The sequence below is a fragment of the Pseudomonas sp. GW460-12-10-14-TSB1 genome (assembly GCF_017349775.1).
Lineage (GTDB): Bacteria > Pseudomonadota > Gammaproteobacteria > Pseudomonadales > Pseudomonadaceae > Aquipseudomonas > Aquipseudomonas piscium.
Window position 1 is genome coordinate 17383 of record NZ_JACNAC010000040.1, and the last position, 16582, is coordinate 33964.

A 16582-nucleotide genomic window follows, 5' to 3' on the forward strand; every position below is an offset into this window, starting at 1 on the left:
GGCTGGCTGGGCAGCCCTGACGTCGCCGCGCCGGGGCTTACTGTGCCGTCCGCGCCGGCAACAGCTTCAGGGTGCTGTGGGTATTGGCCGTGACTTCTTCTTCGTTGAAGTGCGCCTGCTGGTACACCCCTTCGATATAGGCCTCGGCCTGATCCTGATAATGCTTGTCGAACAGCACGCCGCTTTGCCCGACCGGATTGACGGTCAGGCTGTGGGCCGGGTCGGCGAAGTCGATCAGGCGCCGGGTTGAAGGGCCGTAGGTCACCGGCCAGGGCGCCGGACCGATCTTCGCCGATTGATTGTTGGGTACCTCGTGGGTGCCCGGCGCGGCGAACGGGCCGACGTTGAAGACCCGGTCGAGGGGTTTCTGCAGGCCCAGCGGGTGGCCGTGGGTCAGGGTATGCGCCTGGCCCCACAGCCATTTGCTCGAGTCGTCGCCAAAGGTCGCCTTGAGATGAGCGAGGCTGGCGCGCCAGGCGACTCTGACTGTGTCGGCGCGGCTTTCCTGGCCCAGGGTGTTGCGGTTGTCCCACCACGGCGAGTCGGCGGAGGCGGCCAGGCGTGGCAGCGCGGCGTCGATCACCCGGGTGGACAGCAGGGTGTCGAAGAAGGCGTCGCCCAACTCGTCGTGGAAGGCCGCGTCGGTCAGGTCGAACAGGAACTGGTTGAACAGGGTGGCGCTGGTGGAGTCCAGCGGGTAGTCGCCTTTCCACTGCGCCAGTTGTTCCACCAGCTTGAGCTCCTGCGGGTCATTCACCACTTCGCGCAACACTGGCAGCAGCGGCGCCAGCAGGCGCGGGCCGTAGGCGGTGGTGGTGCCCAGCTGGAGTTTCTGGCTGGCTTCGATATCCCACTTCACACTCTTGTCGCTGAGCTGGCGGTCCAGTTGCTGGCCGCGGTCGGCGAGGTTGTAGTAGCCGGGAATCTCCATGCCGGTGGGCGAGACCGGCTGGAAGTTGGCCGAAACGATATAGCCGCGCGCCGGGTTTTCTTCCTGCGGGTTGGCGCTGAACGGGTAGAAGCCCTCTTTGTCCGCCAGCGAGGTGCTGCCGTCGAGGATGAACGCGCCCTTGGCGCCGATCGGGCGTTTCGGCAACAGCGCCGCGGCCCACCAGCCGATGTCGCCCTTGGCGTTGGCCCAGACAATGTTCAAGCCCGGTGCCTGGACCTTGGACGCGGCGCTGCGGGCCTTGGCCAGGGTGTCGGCGCGGTTGAGCTGGTAGAAGCCGTCGAGGATCGGGTTCGGCGTCTCGAGGAAGGCCCACCACATGGCGATCGGCGTCTTGCCGGCATTGGCCCCGAGCACGTCGTTGATGATCGGCCCGTGGGGCGACTGGCGCAGGATTTGGGTGACCGGCGGCTGGCCCTTCACCGCGATCTGCTGCTCGCTGTTGACCAGGTCGACCCACTTGCCGCGGTACCAGACCTGGTTGGCATTGTTCGGGTTGACCTTCTCGGCGACCAGGTCCAGATCGTCGTTCTGGAACATGGTCAGGCTCCAGCCAAAGTCCAGGTTGTGGCCAAGAAAGGCAAAGGGCACCAGCGCCTGGTGGTGACCGTAGAGTTCGAAGCCCGGCGCCGACAGCTGGGCCTCGTACCACACCGACGGCACCGCGAAGCGGATGTGCGGGTCGCCGGCCAGCAATGGCTTGCCGCTCTTGGTGCGGGTACCGGACACCGCCCAGGCGTTGCTGCCCTCGAATTGCGGCAGGCCGGCGTCGGCCAGGGCCTGTTCGCTCAGCCGGGCGATGGTGCCCAGGTCCTGCCAGTCGCTGGCGGCCAGGCTTGGCGCCAGTGGGCCGCGGCCCTTGGCCAGGGCACCCTTGGGCTGCCAGTCGAGGTCGAAGACTTTCAGGTAGTCGCTGCCGAGCTGGTCGCGCACGTAGGTCAGCAGCGGCTCGGTGCGGAAGGCCGCGGCGAAGCTGTAGGCCATGTAGCCGGCGACGCTGATGCTGTCTTCGGCGGTGAAGGAGCGCTTGGGAATGCCGAGGACGTCGAACTCGATCGGTTGCGGGTGGCTGTTCTGATACTGGTTGACCCCGTCCAGGTAGGCTTGCAGGCCCTTCCAGGCGGGGGACTGGCGGTCCAGTCCGGCGACGTAGCTGTCGGCGCGTTCGCGGATGCGCAGGCTGCGGAACAGTTTGTCGGTGTCGAGCAGTTTGGGGCCGAGTATCTCGGCCAGCTCACCGCGGGCCAGGCGCCGCATGACTTCCATCTGGAACAGCCGGTCCTGGGCGTGGACATAGCCCAGCGCGCGGTACAGGTCGGTTTCGTTTTCCGCGCGGATATGCGGCACGCCGCGTTCGTCGTAACGCACCGTGACCGAGCCCAGCAGGCGCTCCAGCTCGACCTGGCCCTGGCGCGACGGCTGCTTGCTGTACAGGTACCAGCCCCCACCCGCGGCAAGAGCGAGGATCAGGACGGCGAGTACGGTCAGGCTGCGTTTCATGGTGACTCCTTGTTCTTTCTGCGGTTTGCCTGCCGTGGGGGAAGGCAAACATTTAGCACAGGCCTTCTGTGCCCGGCATCCGTTATCTGCGAAAAGTCAGGAATGCCTTAATCCGTCTGTTTCGGCCATGGACAATAACAGCCCACCGCCAAGGTGTGGGTGGCGCTGACCGTACGGCCTTCGTGCAGGGCCTGGAGGATAGGTTCGATAAAACTGTTGCTGGAGTTGCAGGTCAGGCCTTCGCTGTAGGGGCCGAAGTAGGCCAGGGTGCCGTTGCGGTCCCAGATCGCCACGGCTGGGCTGGCGGGGATCTGCTCCGAGCCGGGCAGGCCGTCGAGGACTTTCAGGCGGCTCAGGGTGGCGGGCAACTGGCCGTGGCTGCCGGCCTTCTGTACCGAGTAGAACTCCACGCCCTGCGGGCCGTAGTGCTCGATCAGCTCGGCCAGGTGCTGCTGGTTGCCGACATTGCACGGGCAGGCCGGGTCCCAGAAGTGCACCAGGCGGATGGCGCCTTCGCCGGCTAGGCCAGGAGGCAGTTGCAGCGGGTCGCCGGAAAATACCGCGGAGTGTTCGCTGAAGGTGCGCAGAAAACGTCCCTGGAACCAGTCGTAGGCGACCCACAGCACCCCGGCGCACAGGAGGGCGAGCAGGCTGGCAAGCAGGGTCGTGCGGTAGGGCAGACGCATACGGATCATTCCTCGAAGGTCGCGTAGCTTGCCATGCTTGCCCCGACAGATGAATATCGCAGGCCGATAAAGCCTGTTTCGCGTTCCGCGCTACCCTGGGAAAACCCTTATGCCTGCGACCTTCGACCCCGACCTTCTGCGTGCCAGCCTGCGGCCCCTGGCCGAGGCGCAGCCGCTCTCGGCCCAGGCCCAGGCCTATCAGCGCTTCTACGGGCTGGATCTGCCGGTCAGGCGCGGGCTGGGGCGTTTTTCGGTCGGCGGTTTCGAGGTGGTCGGCCAGGTCTGGTGGCCCGAACAGCCGGTGGCGACCTTGTTTCTGCTGCACGGTTTCTACGATCACATGGGCTTGTACCGGCATGTGATCGAGTGGGCGCTGCAGCGGCAGTGGGCAGTGATCGCCTGCGACTTGCCGGGCCATGGCCTGTCCAGCGGCGAGCGCGCCAGCATCGATGATTTCGCGGTGTACCAGGCGGTGCTGCAAGGCTTGTTCGACGAGGCCCGGTCCCTCGATCTGCCCCAGCCCTGGCACCTGTGCGGGCAAAGTACGGGCGGCGCGATCGTGATCGACCATCTGCTCAACCAGGGCGCCCAGAGTCCGGCCCAGGGCCAGGTGATCCTGCTGTCGCCGCTGGTGCGCCCGCGTGCCTGGGGCTGGTCGAAGCTCAGCTATTACATGCTCCGGCCTTTCGTCAAAGGCATCGCCCGGCGCTTCAGCGAGAACTCCACCGATCCCGATTTCCTGCCGTTCCTGCAACGCGACCCGTTGCAGCCGTTGCGCCTGCCGACCGCCTGGGTCGGGGCGTTGGCGCAGTGGATCAAGCGCATCGAACTGGCCCCGCGCAGCAGCCGGCAGCCCCTGATCGTTCAGGGGCAGGCGGACATGACAGTGGATTGGCAGCACAACCTGCAGGTGATCCAGCAGAAGTTCCAGCAACCCCAGGTGCTGATGCTGCCCGAGGCGCGGCATCACCTGGCGAACGAGGCGACGCGCATTCGCCAGGAATACTTCGCCTTCCTGAACCAGCATCTTTGAACGGATTCATGCGCCTGTAGCCGCTGCCGCAGGCTCGGGCCGCGTTCGGACGATCGACCGGTACGGTCGCGGCGATCTCGCGACCGCTGAGGTCCTTCGGACCTATCGCAGCCTGCGGCAGCGGCTACAACAGGCGCTTAGGGCGCGAGGCTGGAAGTGCTCTGGCCGACAGCCAGCCCGGCGCGGATCGCGGCCAGGGCGGCTTGGTAGTAGGCCTTGCCTTCGGCGGACTCGGCGAAGTTGGCGAACTCTTCCAGCTCAGGGTCGGACAGGTCGCGATAGACGTACAGCAGGGTGTTGTTCAGGTCGTTGCCGATCTGCGCCATCAGCCGCTGGCGCTGGCCGTTGAGCATGTTCTGCGCCTGGCCGGCCCCCAGCAGGCCGGGGATCATCTGGCTCAGGCTGTCGGCGGCCACGCCGGCGATCGCCAGGCTGACTTCCGCGCCGGCTTCACGGGCCGGCAGCGCCTGGGCCAGGTGGCCGATGATCAACTGACGGGTATCGCTGGCCTGCATCTTCGGCAAGCCCTGGGCATTCTTCGCCAGCTGGTCGCGGCGGGTCGCCAGCAGTTCGGCGGCGATGATCTTGCGCCCCAGCGGCGACTGGAAAAACTTCAGGGCTGGCTTCGGGTCGGCGAGGTTCTGCCGCAACTGCGCCTGGGCACGGCGGTCCATGGCCTGCGGCGCGAAGCGCTGGTTGCTGTTGTTGACCAGTGCCTGATAGACCGCTGGCGGCAAGCTATTCTGGTAACGCTGCTGGGCGGCGGTGAGGGCATCATTGAAATGCGCACGTTGTTCCGGCCAGCCGGCGACCTTGTACAACTGGTCGTGGCCGTCTGCCCAGGCGGGCAACACACAGAACATCAACAGTGAAAAAAGCAAACGGCGCATAAGGACTCCTGTCGGCAGCCCACTATTCTCCGGGGCGAGGCGATGGTTGTCGAGAATTCGTATCAGGTTCAGTACGCAAACTGTCCGATCGAACGACGAACAGAGGCAGCGCCAGGCTGCTTGGTCAGAATTCTCTCGCGGATCTGTCGGATTCATCTGGGTGTGGATACTATGCGCGCCATGCAAATACCCTCTGATCACCCGCTGCTGTTACGCATTGTCGATGACCTGGCCACCCGTGGCTGGTCGCAGCAGAACATCTTCCTGCCAGAAGCCCTGACCCTGGAGCTGGCGGCCGAGTGCCGTAAACGCGCGGCCGAAGGCGAGCTGGCGCCGGCGGCGGTTGGCCGTGGCCCGGCGCAGGAGATTCGCGAGGGGATCCGTGGCGATCATATCCAGTGGCTCGAGCCCGGCCAGGCCGACTGCTGCGATACCTACCTGGGCTTGATGGACAGCCTGCGCGAGGCGCTGAATCGCGGGCTGTTCCTCGGCCTGGAAGACTTCGAAAGCCATTTCGCCCTGTACCCGCCAGGGGCGTTCTACCTCAAGCACGTCGACCGTTTCCGCGACGATGACCGGCGCATGGTGTCGGCGGTGATCTACCTCAACCAGGACTGGCTGCCGGAGCAGGGCGGGCAACTGCGCATGTACCTCGATGGCGAGACCGAATACGACGTGGATCCCGCCGGCGGCCGGCTAGTGGTGTTCCTCTCCGGCGAGGTGCCCCACGAAGTCCTGCCCGCGACCCGGGAGCGCCTGTCCCTGACGGGCTGGTTCCGCCGTCGCGGCAACGAGCCGTTCTGATCATGCACAAGATCCTGGTCAGTCGCTGCCTGCTGGGCCACCGCGTGCGTTACGACGGCGCTGCCAGCGGGCCGTTCGAGCAACTGGCGAGCTGGCAGGCCGAAGGGCGGGTGGTCGCATTGTGCCCGGAAGTCGCCGGCGGCTTGCCGACGCCCCGGGCGGCCGCGGAAATACCCGGCGGGCAGGGCGGCGAAGTGCTCGATGGCCTGGCGCAGGTCATTACTGCCGAGGGCGAGGATGTCAGCGCCGAGTTCCTCAGTGGTGCCCGGCAGGCGCTGGACCTGGTGCGTGAACACGGGATTCGCATCGCGGTGCTCAAGGCCAACAGTCCGTCCTGCGGCAACCTGCTGACCTACGATGGCAGCTTCAGCGGGGTCAAGGTCAGCGGCGAGGGCGTCACCGCCGCCTTGCTCAAGCGGGCCGGGGTGCAAGTGTTCAGCGAGCTGGAACTGGCCGAGGCGGCCGCGGCCCTGGCAGCGCTCTAGCGCGCCTGTAGCCGCTGCCGCAGGCTGCGAAAGGTCCGCAGGACCTCAGCGATATCAGGTTCTCCCCAGGCGTACCGGCCGATCACAGCCTGCGGCCGCGGCTACAGCATCAAGGCTTGGGCGGCTTGCTCGCATCCATGCCGAACCATTTTTCCGACAACGCCATCAGCCGGCCATCGGCCTTGATGCGCTGCAGCGCGCCGTCGAGGCTCGCCTGGAACGCCGGATTGCCTTTCTGGAACGGGATCGCCAGGCTCAGGGTCGGCCCGACCTTGGCGCCTTCCTTCACCGGCAGGCGGCTGTCGCGAATGGCGTAAGGGATCAGCAGACGGTCGCTGATGGCGGCGTCGAGCTGCTTGTCCGCCACATCCTTGATGGGTTGCTGGGCGTTCGGGTAGCTGCGCAGGTCGATGCCGTCCACGGTGCGCGCCTGCTCGACGAACTGGCTGCCCTGGGCCACGCCCAGTGCCTGGCCCTGGAGCGCCTGCAGGCTGGCCAGCGCGCGCTTTTCTTCCTTGCGTACGATCAATTGTGCGCTGGAATAACTGTAAGGCTCGCTGAAGTCGAAACGATCCTTGAGTTCCGCAGTCATTGCTATGTGATTGATGGCGATGTCGTAGCGGCCGCTTTCGACGCCTGGCAGCAGGTCGGCGGCGTCGGTGACCACGAAGTCCGCCCGTACATCCAGCTCGCGGGCGAGCAGTTGGCCCAGTTCGACTTCGAAGCCGGTGAGTTTGCCGTCGTCCTTGAAGTTGAAGGGCGGGGTGTTGGCCTCCAGGGCGATACGCAGTTCCCCGCGGTCATTCACATCGTCGATCAGTTCGGCTTGAGCGTAAGTGCTCACAAGAGGTAGCAAAAGTATCAGGCCAGGCAGAAAACGCATGGTCACTCCTTGAATTTATATGTGCGATGCGCTGTTCAGGCTCGCTTTGCTATGGTGTTGATTGCCCTTCGACAACGATATGCCACGAAGTTGTCATAACCGTACCGATTTTGCGGAAAAACTGGAGAATAGAATGAAAACCTTTATATCTCGTGCTGCATTGGCCGGCCTGATGCTGGGGGCTTCGATGTTGGCTTCTGCTGCGGATATTCCTCGCACCAAGGCGCCGGAAGGCGCTTCTGTCTTTATCGTCACCCCGGTCAATGGCGATACCGTGGCCAAGACCTTCAAGGTCAAGTTCGGCGTCAGCGACATCTCCCTGGCTCCCGCCGGCGACCAGACTCCGCACACCGGGCACCACCATCTGCTGGTCGACGTCGACAAACTGCCGGCCGAAAATATGCCGATCCCGGCCGACGCCCAGCACATCCACTTCGGCAAGGCCCAGACCGAAACCGAACTGACCCTGGCCCCGGGCAAGCACACCCTGCAGCTGGAGCTGGGCGACAAGAACCACGTGCCGTTCGACCCGCCAATCGTTTCGGAAAAGATCACCATCACCGTCAAGTAAGCGCGGGCGGCAAAAACTGTCTGTAAATAACTGCCTGTAAATAAAAAGGGAGGCCCCAGGGCCTCCCTTTTTTATTGCCAGCGAGTGCTTAGAACAGCACGCGGCTGCGGATGGTGCCGTTGACGTGTTGCAGCTTCTCTTGCGCCAGCTCCGAGTATTCGGCGTCGACGTCGATCACCACGTAGCCAACCTTCTCGTTGGTCTGCAGGAACTGACCGGAGATGTTGATGCCGTTTTCGGCGAAGACCTTGTTGATCTCGCTCATCACACCCGGGATGTTCTCGTGGATGTGCAGCAGGCGGTGCTTGCCAGGGTGAGCCGGCAGGGCCACTTCCGGGAAGTTCACGGACGATACCGAAGTACCGTTGTCGCTGTACTTGACCAGTTTCTCCGCCACTTCCAGGCCGATGTTGGCCTGGGCTTCGGCAGTCGAGCCGCCGATGTGTGGGGTCAGGATCACGTTGTCCAGGCCGCGCAGCGGGCTTTCGAACTCTTCGTCGTTGGAGCGTGGCTCCACCGGGAACACGTCGATGGCGGCGCCGATCAGGTGCTTGTCCTTGATCGCAGCAGCCAGGTGGTCCAGCTCGACCACGGTGCCGCGCGCGGCGTTGATCAGGATGCCGCCTTTCTTGATGGCGCGGATTTCCTTCTCGCCGATCATCCACTGGGTGGCAGCGGTTTCCGGAACGTGCAGGGTGACGATGTCGGACATGCCCAGCAGCTCGTGCAGGTTGCCGACCTGGGTGGCGTTACCCAGTGGCAGCTTGGTCACGGTGTCGTAGAAGAACACTTGCATGCCTAAGCCTTCGGCCAGGACCGACAGTTGGGTGCCGATCGAGCCGTAGCCGACGATGCCCAGCTTCTTGCCACGGATCTCGAAGGAGTTGGCCGCGCTCTTGATCCAGCCGCCACGGTGGCAGGAGGCGTTCTTCTCTGGGATGCCGCGCAGCAGCAGGATCGCTTCGGCCAGCACCAGTTCGGCTACGGAACGGGTGTTGGAGTAGGGTGCGTTGAACACCGCGATACCGCGCTCGCGAGCCGCGTCGAGGTCGACCTGGTTGGTGCCGATGCAGAAGCACCCTACAGCAACGAGCTTCTTCGCGTGATCGAAGATTTCTTCGGTCAGTTGGGTGCGGGAGCGAATGCCGATGAAGTGCGCATCAGCGATCTTTTCCTTCAGCTGGGCTTCCGGCAGAGAACCGGTGAGGTACTCGATACTGGTGTAGCCCGCGGCCTTGAGGACGTCGACAGCCGATTGGTGGACGCCTTCGAGAAGAAGGAACTTGATCTTGCTCTTATCGAGAGAAGTCTTGCTCATCTGCGTAAACCTGTGTCCCGGAGAAAAATGGCAGGAAATGGTCAACAGATGCTGACCCGGACGGCAGGAAAGCCGTCGCCGCAGAACGCCCTTCGGCACTATTCTGCGGGGGGTCGTATGCTAGCATACGGACCCCGCGAAACACTCGTTCCTGCGACGTGAAGCGTTCTCAGGATGACCATGAATTGTTCGAGAGTTCTGTCGATGACCAATCCTGCGCTGATTGATGAGCTGAAGACCCTGGTCGAGACTGGCAAGGTCCTGACCGATGCCGACTCCCTCAACGCTTACGGCAAGGATTGGACCAAACACTTCGCCCCGGCGCCGAGCGCCATCGTCTTTCCCAAGACCATCGAGCAGGTCCAGGCCATCGTGCGCTGGGCCAACCGGCACAAGGTCGCGCTGGTGCCGTCCGGCGGCCGTACCGGCCTGTCGGCCGCCGCCGTGGCGGCCAATGGCGAAGTGGTGGTGTCTTTCGACTACATGAACCAGATCCTCGACCTGAACCTGACCGACCGCACCGCGGTCTGCCAGCCGGGCGTGGTGACCGAGCAGTTGCAGAACCGCGCCGAAGAAAACGGCCTGTATTACCCGGTGGACTTCGCTTCCGCCGGTTCCAGCCAGATTGGCGGCAATATCGCCACCAATGCCGGCGGGATCAAGGTTATTCGCTACGGCATGACCCGCAACTGGGTGGCCGGCCTGAAGGTGGTCACCGGCAAAGGCGACCTGCTGGAGCTGAACAAGGACCTGGTCAAGAACGCCACCGGCTACGACCTGCGCCAGTTGTTCATCGGCGCCGAGGGCACCCTGGGCTTCGTGGTCGAGGCCACCATGCGCCTGGAGCGCGCGCCGAACAACCTCACGGCGATGGTGCTCGGAACTCCGGATTTCGACTCGATCATGCCGGTGCTGCATGCCTTCCAGGGCAAGCTCGACCTGACCGCCTTCGAATTCTTCTCCGACAAGGCCTTGGCCAAGATCCTCGGTCGCGGTGACGTACCGGCACCGTTCGAGACCGACTGCCCGTTCTATGTGCTGCTGGAGTTCGAAGCCAGCAACGAGGACGTGGCCAACGACGCCCTGGCCACCTTCGAGCATTGCGTGGAGCAGGGCTGGGTGCTGGACGGCGTGATGAGCCAGAGCGAGCAGCAACTGCAGAACCTGTGGAAGTTGCGCGAGTACATCTCCGAAACCATCTCGCACTGGACCCCATACAAGAACGACATTTCGGTCACTGTGTCGAAGGTGCCGGCTTTCCTGAAGGATATTGACGCGATCGTCGCGGAAAACTACCCGGACTTCGAAGTGGTCTGGTATGGCCACATCGGCGACGGCAACCTGCACCTGAACATCCTCAAGCCGGATGAGCTGAGCAAGGACGAGTTCTTCGCCAAGTGCGCCACCGTCAACAAGTGGGTGTTCGAAACCGTCGAGAAGTACAACGGCTCGATTTCCGCCGAGCACGGTGTGGGCATGACCAAGCGCGATTACCTGACCTACAGCCGTTCGCCGGTGGAAATCGACTACATGAAGGCGGTCAAGGCGGTGTTCGACCCGAACGGCATCATGAACCCGGGCAAGATTTTCGCTGTTTGACCCCCTGGGTCACTCAAGCAGCGGTACCTGATGAACCAAACGAGCAGGAGTCGGTAATGAGCTATCAGCACCAGTATGTCGACGGTACCCGTATTCATTTCCCGGTCGGCAAGATCGTGTGCATCGGGCGCAACTATGCCGAGCACGCCAAGGAACTGGACAATCCGGTGCCGACCGAGCCGCTGCTGTTTATCAAGCCGGGCAGTTGCGTGGTGCCGCTGGAAGGCGGTTTTGCCATCCCCACCGAGCGTGGCTCCGTGCATTACGAGGCGGAAATCGCGGTATTGATCGGCAAGCCGCTGTCGACCAAGCCCAGCCGCGAAGAAGTGCTGGATGCCATCTCCGGTTTCGCCCCGGCCCTGGACCTGACCCTGCGCGACAAGCAGGCCGAGCTCAAGGCCAAGGGGTTGCCCTGGGAAATCTCCAAGTGCTTCGACGGCGCCTGCGTGCTGGCGCCCTTTGTGGTGGGTAGCACCTTCCCGGACCTGACTGACATCAATATTCGCCTGACCATCAACGGCGAGGTCCGCCAGGACGGCAACAGCAGCATCATGCTCAACCCGATCGTACCGATGATCCAGTACATGGCCGGCTGCTTCTCCCTGCAGGCGGGGGACGTGATCCTGACCGGTACGCCGGTGGGCGTCGGTCCGCTGAACGTGGGCGATGAGCTGGTGCTGGAACTGCCGGGTGTCAGCCGCTTCGAAAGCCGCGTTAGCTGATCCAGCGGTTTTCGACGCGAGGCTCGCCTGCAATGGGCGGGCCTCTTCGGCGAAAGTGCTGACCTCTGGGACATTTCGGACGTTTTGCCGTTTTTTTCACACCCGGTCTGGATAATTTCCTGATTACAGACGTCTGAGTCTGCCCCGATGTGCTATTACCCATAGCTGGTTTTCTGGAACGCGCTCCCCATGTCCATGCCTCACACCCCCGAGCTTCAAACTGTTCGCCGCCGCGGTTTGTTCGCCATGCGCTGGTATTCCTGGCTGTTGCTGTCGGGCGTGGTGATGTATGGCATTGCGATCGCCATGCACTGGGACGACCGTGGCCTGCTCTGGGTGCTGGAGCGTTTCGAAACCCCGGCCGAGCGCCAGGAAAGTGTCTGGCTGCCGGATTACCGCGCGGTGATCGATGCCAAGGCGCTGCCGGGCATGGAGAAGGACGAGGCCTCCGACCTGGCCTACAGCCCGCAGACCAAGACCCTGTTTTCGGTGATGGGCAAGAACCCGTTCCTGGTCGAGCTGAACCTGCAGGGTGATGTGCTGCGCAAGATGCCGCTGGTGGGCTGGAGCAACCCGGAAGGGGTGACGGTCATGGAGAACGGCCTGTTGGGGATCGTCGACGAGCGCGACCACCTGCTGACCATCGTCAAGGTGGATGCCAATACCCGCGAGCTGAATATTGCCGACTTCCCGAAATACGACCTGGGGCCGTCGCAGGACCAGAACAAGGCGTTCGAAGCCGTGGCCTGGGACCCGCGCAAGCAGCAATTGCTGCTGGGCGAGGAGCGTCCGCCGGCGCTGTTCACCTGGAGCAGTGACGGCAGCCAGACTCTCAAGGGTGACAAGCAGAAGCTGGAAAGCGATGAGCTGGACCTGCGCAACCTGTCCGCCCTGAGCATCGACCCACGCACCGGTCACACCCTGGTGCTGTCCGCCGACTCGCACATGCTGCTGGAGCTGGACGAAACCGGCGAGCAGGTCAGCTTCATGACCTTGCTGGGCGGTTTCAACGGTCTGAAAAACACCATTCCGCGGGCCGAGGGCGTGGCCATGGATGAGCAGGGCAACCTGTACATGGTCAGCGAACCCAACCTGTTCTATCGCTTTGAGAAGCACTGATTCAGAGGTTTCTGGCGGCCAAAGGCCATAAATCCGGCATACGCCCGCTGCGATTAAGTTTAAATTCATCCGGCTGTGATATTTCATCCGCCTGATTTGTATTTGAGCTTGCCAGCATGCGTCGACTCGCCTATCCCAAACCGCTGTTCCTCCTCCTGTGTTTTATCGTGCTGGTGCTGTTGGGCATTGCCGGGCAGCACCACCGTTACTTCGAGCGCCTGTGGTTCAACTGGCGGGTCATGTCGCAGCCGGTCAACACCGACGCCATTGGCCTGGATGGCTATCGGGTGACCCTCGAAGGGCAAAAGATCGAGGGCCTGGACGACGTCTCGGCGCTGACCTACGACCCGGTACGCAAAAGCCTGTTCACCGTGACCAACAAGAATTCCGAGCTGATCGAGCTGTCGCTCGACGGGCGCATTCTGCGGCGCATCGCCCTGACCGGCTTTGGCGACCCGGAAGCGGTCGAGTTCATCAGCGCCGACACCTACGTGATCACCGACGAGCGCCAGCAGCGACTGATCAAGATTCATCTGGAGGAGGACACGGTGTTCCTCGACGCCGCGGACGCCGAGCAGATGACCCTGGGTGTGCACATGAGCGGCAACAAGGGGTTCGAGGGGCTGGCCTACGATTCGGTGGGCAAGCGCCTGTTCGTCGCCAAGGAGCGCGACCCGATGCTGATCTACGAGGTCAAGGGCTTCCCGCATTACGACCCGGAGAAGTCCTACGCGGTGCATGTGGTCAACAACCCCAAGCGCGATGCCGGGTTGTTCGTGCGTGACCTGTCCAGCCTGCAATACGACGAGCGCACCGGGCATCTGCTGGCGCTGTCGGATGAGTCGTGGCTGGTGCTGGAACTGGATGTGGATGGCCGGCCCCTGAGCACCATGTCGCTGCGCAAGGGCCGGCAAGGGTTGCAGGCCACGGTGCCGCAGGCCGAAGGCATTGCCATGGACGACGACGGCACCCTGTACCTGGTCAGTGAGCCGAACCTGTTCTACGTCTTCAAGAAGCCGGCCCAGTAACCCCTAGAACTGCCACTGAACGCCGAGGGAGTAGCCGGTCTGGCTGCCTTCGGCGTGACCGATACGGCCGTTGACCTCGGCGTACAGCCCCAGTTGCGGCGTGATTGCCAGCTGGCTGCCGAGCTGGGCGCGGCCGAAGCTCTTGTCCACACCACCCAGGCGAGCCACGCGCACCTGACCATCGGCGCGGCTGGTCAGGTCTAGGTCGTCCAGGCGGCCGTCCCCCAGCTCCTTGACCCAGGCCAGGTCGCCATAAGGCAGCAGGCTCATGCCGTAGGGCAGAGCGACGGCACCGCGAACGCGCCAGCCGAGGCTCGCTTCCAGCGAATCGAATGACTGCTCCTCATAACTCAGTGCGGTGCGCAGGTCCTGCTTCTCGTGGAACTGGTCGATGCGGTAGTGGGTGTAATCGAGGCCGGCGAAGGGGCCGCTCTTGATCGCGCCGAAATCCAGGTCGTAACCACCGAGCACGCGGGCGCCCAGGGTCAGGGCGTCGGTATCGCCCGTCAGTTTCTGGTTCAGCAGCACCGGGCCGCCGTTGGCCTGGATCACCAAGTTGCGCTTGGATTCGAAGCTTGTGCGACCGACGCTCAGGTCGCCGGCCAGCCATTGCGGGCCGCCGTCATTGAGCAAGGCGTAGACCGCGGCCTGCCAGGTGTCGCTGTCGAGCTTGCCGCGATGCTCGAGCTTGTCGCGACCGTTCTGGTAGCTGAGGCTGGCGCCGAGGTTCAGGCTCGAATTGAGCTGGTAGTCGCCCAGGGCATGCACCCCCAGCCGGCGGGCCTCGGGATTGGGCGCGCTGTCGAAACCGCTGTCGGGGCTGTATTCGCCGTCGATGCCGATCTCGCCATCGAAACTGCCGACTTCCCGACCCATCGCCTGCAGGGTCAGCCAGCGCCGGTCGTGCAGCCGGACCATGGCCTGATGCTGGCGTTGCAGATGATCCTGCTGGTTGCGCGCCACGGCGCCGCCGGAAGCGGTGGAGGCCAGCAGGTCGGCGTTGGTCAGCTCCAGGACCAGGCGGCTGAGCAGGCGCGAGTAATCCCGCAGGCGCTGGTCGATGCGCTCCTGGCCGAAGGCGTTGGTCAGCACCGCCTTATTGTCCTCGGCGGGGTCGTGCCAGGTGGAGCCGCCGGGGATGGCAGGGTTGGTGGTCTGGGTGTAGCCGTCCAGGTCGCCAATTTCCCAGTTGGTGGCCTCGATGTAGAGAATCGGGATGTTCAGCCCTTCGAAGGCTTCGCCGTCGCTGCAGCAGCCGGTGCCCGCGGGGTATGCCGGGTCGAGGCCGGGGTTGGTGAACAGATTGATCTGCAGTTCCCTGGCGATCTGCAGGGTGTGTTCGCGCAACGAGGCCAAGGCCGGGTTGGCGGTGCTGTTCTGGCCGGCATGGGCATACATCATGTCGCCGGTGATCAGGCTGTCGAGGTTGATCATGGCCAGCATGTTGGCGCGCTGGCTGGCGCTGAGGGAGTCGACGAACGCCCTGGAGCCGCGCAGGCCTTCCTCCTCGGCACCGAAGCCGACCACCTGCAAGCCGTTTTCCAGCTGCAGCCCGCCGAGGTTGCGGGCGATCTCGGTCAGGACGCTGGCGCCGGAGCCGTTGTCGTCCAGGCCTTGCAGGGTCGGGCGGCCGAAATAGGTATCGAAGTGCGCGCCGACCACCACGTACTGCGGCTTGGTCCCGGCGGCGTAGGCCACCACGTTTTGCGAGCTGCGGCTGCTGCCACCGGCGGTCCAGGAAAAGTCCTGGCGGCTGATGTCGTAGGCGCTGCCCATCTGGCTCTGCATCCAGTCGGCGGCACCGGCGAAGTTGCTGGTGCCACGGTAGCGGCCCGGGTAGTCGTTGATCAGTTTGTCGAGGGTGGTGGCCGCGTGTTCGCCATATTCATAGGCGAGGGCCTGGGTGGACAGCAAAACGCCGGCAAGACTGACAGCAAGCGTGAGAGGTTTGAGCACGGTGATCTTCCTTGGGGGTGAAAAACGGGGGCCGTTGCACAATGCGCGCCTCTTTCCCTGGGCGACCCTGTATTGGCGCATTGCTTAAACCGAACGTCGCCTGGCGGTAATTTGTAACGGATTTGATACCGGAAGTCGTGGGTCGTGCTGAGGCCTGGTGCGCGAATCTGGATATTTCTGCGGCTAAATGCGGCGAAAAGTAGCGGTCCGGGTGAAGTTGGTGCAGGAGGGGGAAGGAAGGGGTGTCGGATCGGATACGGATTGAAGGCATTCGCCCCCGCCATTGCGGCAGGGGCGAAATCGGCGGTATCAGGCGGTGAGGGTCTTCACGCCTTCGCTGGTGCCCAGCAGCAGTACGTCGGCCGGGCGGGCGGCGAACAGGCCGTTGGTGACCACGCCGACAATCGCGTTGATCTGCGCTTCCAGTTCCACCGGGTTGGTGATCTGCATGTTGTGCACATCGAGGATGATGTTGCCGTTGTCGGTGATCACGCCTTCCCGGTAGACCGGGTCGCCACCGAGCTTCACCAGCTCGCGGGCCACATGGCTGCGGGCCATGGGGATTACTTCCACCGGCAGCGGGAAGGCGCCCAGCACCGGCACCAGCTTGCTGGCGTCGGCGATGCAGATGAAGGTCTTGGCCACGGCTGCGACGATCTTCTCGCGGGTCAGGGCCGCGCCGCCGCCCTTGATCAGGTTCAGGTGCTCATCGCTTTCGTCGGCGCCGTCGATGTAGAACTCCAGGTCGCTGACGGTGTTCAGTTCGTACACCGGGATGCCGTGGCCCTTGAGGCGCGCCGCGGTGGCTTCGGAGCTGGCGACCGCGCCGTCGAAGGCAGCCTTGTGCTGGGCCAGGGCATCGATGAAGCAGTTGGCGGTGGAGCCGGTGCCGACCCCGACGATGCTCTTGTCATCGAGTTTCGGGAGGATGAGGTCGACGGCAGCCTGGGCCACGGCCTGTTTGAGTTGATCCTGGGTCATGCGGGCTCCGGAAGCGGGCAAGGGGGAACGGAAAGGCCGGCATTATAGGCGCCGCCGC

The 16582-nt window shown here is 63.8% G+C and carries 15 protein-coding genes; 8 read left to right on the forward strand and 7 right to left on the reverse strand.

Annotation, left to right across the window (positions count from 1 at the left end):
• Nucleotides 1-37 precede the first annotated feature (37 nt).
• Both J4D52_RS21120 and J4D52_RS21125 read right to left on the reverse strand, forming a co-directional pair.
• The gene (locus J4D52_RS21120; protein ID WP_102676373.1) at nt 38-2449 is read right to left on the reverse strand and encodes a penicillin acylase family protein; all 2412 of its coding nucleotides are present in this window, start codon (nt 2447-2449) and stop codon (nt 38-40) included.
• Nucleotides 2450-2556: 107 nt separating this feature from the next.
• The gene (locus J4D52_RS21125; protein WP_102676372.1) at nt 2557-3135 is read right to left on the reverse strand and encodes a DUF6436 domain-containing protein; all 579 of its coding nucleotides are present in this window, start codon (nt 3133-3135) and stop codon (nt 2557-2559) included.
• 109 nt (nt 3136-3244) lie between these two features.
• Between J4D52_RS21125 and J4D52_RS21130 the strand changes: the two genes are divergently transcribed.
• Nucleotides 3245-4168: an alpha/beta hydrolase gene (locus tag J4D52_RS21130; protein WP_102676371.1), complete on the forward strand. Its 924-nt coding sequence runs from the start codon at nt 3245-3247 to the stop codon at nt 4166-4168.
• A gap of 137 nt (nt 4169-4305) precedes the next feature.
• Here the strand turns inward: J4D52_RS21130 and J4D52_RS21135 are convergent, their stop codons facing one another.
• Entirely contained in the window at nt 4306-5058 is a 753-nt protein-coding gene (locus J4D52_RS21135) for a DUF2059 domain-containing protein (RefSeq protein WP_025807116.1), read from the reverse strand.
• Nucleotides 5059-5229: 171 nt separating this feature from the next.
• Here J4D52_RS21135 and J4D52_RS21140 point away from each other — a divergent pair, with 171 nt between their 5' ends.
• Both J4D52_RS21140 and J4D52_RS21145 read left to right on the forward strand, forming a co-directional pair.
• Nucleotides 5230-5862 carry a 2OG-Fe(II) oxygenase gene (locus tag J4D52_RS21140; RefSeq protein ID WP_102676370.1) on the forward strand — a complete coding sequence of 211 codons (633 nt, stop codon included), beginning with the start codon at nt 5230-5232 and terminating at the stop codon, nt 5860-5862.
• A 2-nt stretch (nt 5863-5864) separates the two neighbouring features.
• Nucleotides 5865-6347: a DUF523 domain-containing protein gene (locus J4D52_RS21145; RefSeq protein ID WP_102676369.1), complete on the forward strand. Its 483-nt coding sequence runs from the start codon at nt 5865-5867 to the stop codon at nt 6345-6347.
• A gap of 109 nt (nt 6348-6456) precedes the next feature.
• On the opposite strand, the gene J4D52_RS21150 is transcribed toward J4D52_RS21145, so the two are convergent.
• Entirely contained in the window at nt 6457-7230 is a 774-nt protein-coding gene (locus J4D52_RS21150) for a transporter substrate-binding domain-containing protein (protein ID WP_025807119.1), read from the reverse strand.
• A gap of 133 nt (nt 7231-7363) precedes the next feature.
• Here J4D52_RS21150 and J4D52_RS21155 point away from each other — a divergent pair, with 133 nt between their 5' ends.
• Nucleotides 7364-7801: a DUF4399 domain-containing protein gene (locus J4D52_RS21155; protein ID WP_009051365.1), complete on the forward strand. Its 438-nt coding sequence runs from the start codon at nt 7364-7366 to the stop codon at nt 7799-7801.
• 88 nt (nt 7802-7889) lie between these two features.
• Here J4D52_RS21155 and serA read toward each other — a convergent pair whose 3' ends face one another.
• Nucleotides 7890-9119, reverse strand: a complete 1230-nt coding sequence (serA, locus tag J4D52_RS21160; protein WP_007932850.1) for a phosphoglycerate dehydrogenase — start codon at nt 9117-9119, stop codon at nt 7890-7892.
• A 204-nt stretch (nt 9120-9323) separates the two neighbouring features.
• On the opposite strand from serA, the gene J4D52_RS21165 reads away from it, so the two are divergent.
• The 4 genes from J4D52_RS21165 (at nt 9324) to J4D52_RS21180 (ending at nt 13587) form a co-directional block, all read left to right on the forward strand.
• Entirely contained in the window at nt 9324-10718 is a 1395-nt protein-coding gene (locus J4D52_RS21165; RefSeq protein ID WP_102676368.1) for an FAD-binding oxidoreductase, read from the forward strand.
• Nucleotides 10719-10774: 56 nt separating this feature from the next.
• The gene (locus J4D52_RS21170; protein WP_028683527.1) at nt 10775-11440 is read left to right on the forward strand and encodes a fumarylacetoacetate hydrolase family protein; all 666 of its coding nucleotides are present in this window, start codon (nt 10775-10777) and stop codon (nt 11438-11440) included.
• A gap of 189 nt (nt 11441-11629) precedes the next feature.
• Complete coding sequence (locus J4D52_RS21175) at nt 11630-12559, forward strand: SdiA-regulated domain-containing protein (protein ID WP_102676367.1); 930 nt, start codon at nt 11630-11632, stop codon at nt 12557-12559.
• A gap of 116 nt (nt 12560-12675) precedes the next feature.
• On the forward strand, nt 12676-13587 hold the full coding sequence (locus J4D52_RS21180) for an SdiA-regulated domain-containing protein (protein ID WP_025807123.1): 912 nt from the start codon (nt 12676-12678) through the stop codon (nt 13585-13587).
• Between the two features lie 3 nt (nt 13588-13590).
• Here J4D52_RS21180 and J4D52_RS21185 read toward each other — a convergent pair whose 3' ends face one another.
• Nucleotides 13591-15543 (reverse strand): autotransporter domain-containing protein, encoded by a 1953-nt coding sequence (locus J4D52_RS21185; RefSeq protein WP_063433332.1) that lies wholly within the window; start codon nt 15541-15543, stop codon nt 13591-13593.
• Nucleotides 15544-15852: 309 nt separating this feature from the next.
• The gene (gene rpiA / locus J4D52_RS21190) at nt 15853-16524 is read right to left on the reverse strand and encodes a ribose-5-phosphate isomerase RpiA (protein WP_009051359.1); all 672 of its coding nucleotides are present in this window, start codon (nt 16522-16524) and stop codon (nt 15853-15855) included.
• Nucleotides 16525-16582 lie beyond the last annotated feature (58 nt).